The organism is Roseateles sp. P5_E11, from assembly GCF_054049355.1.
Genome location: NZ_JBFUMO010000639.1, coordinates 1 through 3,128 on the forward strand (window position 1 = coordinate 1; position 3,128 = coordinate 3,128).

Below are 3,128 nucleotides of genomic sequence, written 5' to 3' on the forward strand. Positions count from 1 at the left end.
CAGTTCATGTTGCAGTGCAGCAAAAGAAGCACAGCAAACGGTTCAACCACCTGAAATCGGAGTCTCACCATGCTGACCGCTGAACAAGTCCTCGCCGCCCACAAGGCCAATGTCGAAACCCTCTTCGGCCTGACGAACAAGGCGTTCGAAGGCGTCGAAAAGCTCGTCGAGCTGAACCTGCAAGTCGCTCGCACCGCGCTGAGCGAAGCCGCCGACACCACCGCCGCCGCCCTGTCCGTCAAGGACGCACAAGAGCTGCTGTCCCTGCAAGCCGCCCTGCTGCAGCCGACCGCCGAGAAGGCCGCCTCCTACAGCCGCCACATCTACGACATCGCCTCTGCCACTGGCGCCGAAGTCGCCAAGGCTGCAGAAGCCAAGTTCGCCGATGTGCAGAAGAGCTTCACCGCCGTTGTCGACAACGCCGCCAAGAACGCCCCGGCCGGCACCGAGAACGCCGTCGCCCTGGTGAAGTCGGCTGTCGCTGCCGCGAACAACGCTTTCGAGTCGGTCCAGAAGGCCACCAAGCAAGCCGTTGAAGTGGCCGAGTCCAACTTCCAGGCCGCGACCAGCCAAGCCGTCAAGGCCACGCAGACCGCGACCCGCGCCGCCAAGCGCGCCGCCTGATCCTCAGGTTCTCGCCTCCCGAAAGCCCGGTGCACCCGCACCGGGCTTTTTCTTTGCCCGGCGCAAGTGCACCGGGCTTTCTCCTTTCCGACATTCGCGAACCCGGCTGTTGATTCGTCGCCGGCTGGYGTCGATTCGCCGATTCGGCGGCTCGCCGGTTGCGACGGGCGTGTCTACTCATGCCATCGCAAGTCGAGAACCGCACCATGAGACCCAACCGCATCCGCCATCGCCCGCCGTACCACCCGGCCCACCGCGTCGTCTTCGGGCTGGGCGTTATCGGCATCGGCACGCTGGCCCTGCTGGACAACCTTCACGTCTTCGGCATGCCGCTCCTGCGCACCTTCTGGCCGCTGGCCCTGGTGCTGTTCGGGCTGAGTCGCATCGTCTGGCCACGCCACGCGGGCAACTGGCTGTTCGGCATCGCCCTGGTCATCGTCGGCGCCGTGATGACCGCACAGAACCTGGACCTCGTCAGCATCCGGCTGCGCGACTGGTGGCCCGTCTTCATCATCCTGGCTGGCCTGTCCATCCTGGCGCGTGGCATGTTCCCGCGCTACCGCGGAGCAGGGGCTTGCGCCGACACGCCGTCGACGCTCGAGCACGGCGACCGCATTGCCATCGACGCAAGCTTCAGCGCCATCCGCCAGCAGAACGATTCGCGCGCCTTCAAGGGCGGCCGCATCGACGTGACCTTCGGCGGCGTCGAGCTGGACCTGCGCCAGGCCGCGATCGAGGGCCCTGAGGCCGTGCTCGAGATCTCGGCCCGCTTCAGCGGTGTCGAGCTGCGCGTGCCGCGCGACTGGCAAGTCATTGTCGACATCGCGCCCACGCTGGGCGGCGTGGAGGACCGTACGGTGCCGCCCATGAACCCGACGCAGCGCCTCGTGCTGCGGGGCGACGCGATGTTCGGCGGCGTCGAAGTCAAGAACTGAAGTGCACCCGCTGCTGGTGCACCGGCGCGGCCTGGCCGCCTGCCTGCTGGCCGCCGCGTTGGCCGGCACGGCGCTGGCCGCGCTGCTGGGCAGGCAAGGCCCGGTCGACTTCGCCTGGGCCTTGGCCTGGGCGCTGCCGCTGAGCACAGTGCTGAGCTTTGTCGCACTGTCGCTGTATCACCTCTGCCGCAGCCAGCCCTTCGGTGCCGGCCGCTGGCCGCGGGCACTGGCTGCACGGATTGCGGCCGTGCTGCTGCTCGGCGGCGCGGCGCTCGCACTCGCGGCAGGCTGGAATGCAGCGGGCCTCGCCCTCGGCCGCCCGGCCGGCCTGGTCACGATGACCCCGGCGACCTGGGGCTTCTTGCTGCTGGCCAATCTCATCCTGCTGACGCTGTCGGTGCTGGCCCACGACCTGCTGCTGGCCGTCGAATCCGCGCAAGCCTCCGCCACCCGCGAGGCCGAGGCGCGGCTGCTGGCCCGCGACATGGAGCTGCAGCTGCTGCGCCTGCAGATCGACCCGCATTTCCTCTTCAACAGCCTGAACTCCATCAGCGCGCTGACCAGCTTCGACCCCGTTGGCGCGCGGCAGATGAGCATCGACCTGGCGCAGTTCTTCCGCCAGACGCTGGCCTTGGGCAGCCGCGAGCGCATCCGCCTGGAGGACGAGCTTGAACTCATCGGCCACTATCTCGCCATCGAGCGCCAACGCCTGGGCGACAAGCTGCGCAGCGCCTTCGACACACCGCCCGAGACGCTGGCCGCCCTGCTGCCGCCGCTGACGCTGCAGCCCCTGGTCGAGAACGCACTGAAGCACGGCCTACGCGCGCTGGACGATGGCGGCCTGGTACAGATCCAGGCCCTGGTGCGCGACGGCTGGCTGCACCTGGCCGTTCGCAACCCCGTTCCCGCAGAACCATCACGGGAACCCGGCATGGGCCACGGCCTGCGCCACTTGCACGAGCGCCTGGCCGCCCAATACCGCGAACGGGCCCGCGTGAGCTGGGGCGCCACGCCCGAGGGCTTCGCGGTCGAGATCAGCATTCCATTCGAGAACGAGACGCCATGACGCTGCAAGCTCTCATTGCCGACGACGAACCCCTGGCCCGCCGCCTGCTGCGCGAGTTCCTGAAAGCCCACGCCGACATCACCATAGCCGCCGAGGCCGAGAACGGCCTGGACGCCGCCCGCGCCATCACCGAGCTCAAGCCCGACCTCGTCTTTCTCGACATCCAGATGCCGCGCCTGACGGGCCTCGAAGTGCTGGAGCTGACAGGCCGGCGCGACGGCGTCATCTTCACGACGGCACATGACCAGCACGCCATGCGCGCCTTCGAGCTGCATGCGGTGGACTATTTGCTCAAGCCCTTCAACCAGACGCGCTTCGACACCGCGCTGACACGCGCGCGCCGCCTGCTTGGTCAGGCTCAGCCCGGGCTGGACAAACTCGTCTCGCCCCAGGCGCTGAGCCGTGTGCTCGTCCGCGACGCCGAGCGCAGCGGAGGCATGCAGGTGCTGGCGGTCGACGCCATCGACTACATCGAGGCCCAGGCCGACAACGTCGCCTTCCAC

At 68.3% G+C, this 3,128-nt stretch carries 4 protein-coding genes; all 4 read left to right on the top strand.

Going from position 1 to position 3,128, the window contains the following annotated elements; genetic code table 11:
- Positions 1–69: 69 nt before the first annotated feature.
- A complete protein-coding gene (locus tag ACXJKR_RS28355) occupies positions 70–624 on the top strand; it encodes a phasin family protein (protein ID WP_457325672.1) in 555 nt (184 codons plus the stop codon).
- Positions 625–830: 206 nt separating this feature from the next.
- Positions 831–1,559, top strand: coding sequence for a LiaI-LiaF-like domain-containing protein (locus ACXJKR_RS28360; protein WP_457325673.1), 729 nt, complete (start codon positions 831–833; stop codon positions 1,557–1,559).
- A gap of 1 nt (position 1,560) precedes the next feature.
- Positions 1,561–2,625: a sensor histidine kinase gene (locus ACXJKR_RS28365; RefSeq protein WP_457325674.1), complete on the top strand. Its 1,065-nt coding sequence runs from the start codon at positions 1,561–1,563 to the stop codon at positions 2,623–2,625.
- A partial coding sequence (locus ACXJKR_RS28370) for a LytR/AlgR family response regulator transcription factor (protein ID WP_457325675.1) occupies positions 2,622–3,128 on the top strand: 507 nt, incomplete at its 3' end. The genes ACXJKR_RS28365 and ACXJKR_RS28370, both read left to right, overlap by 4 nt.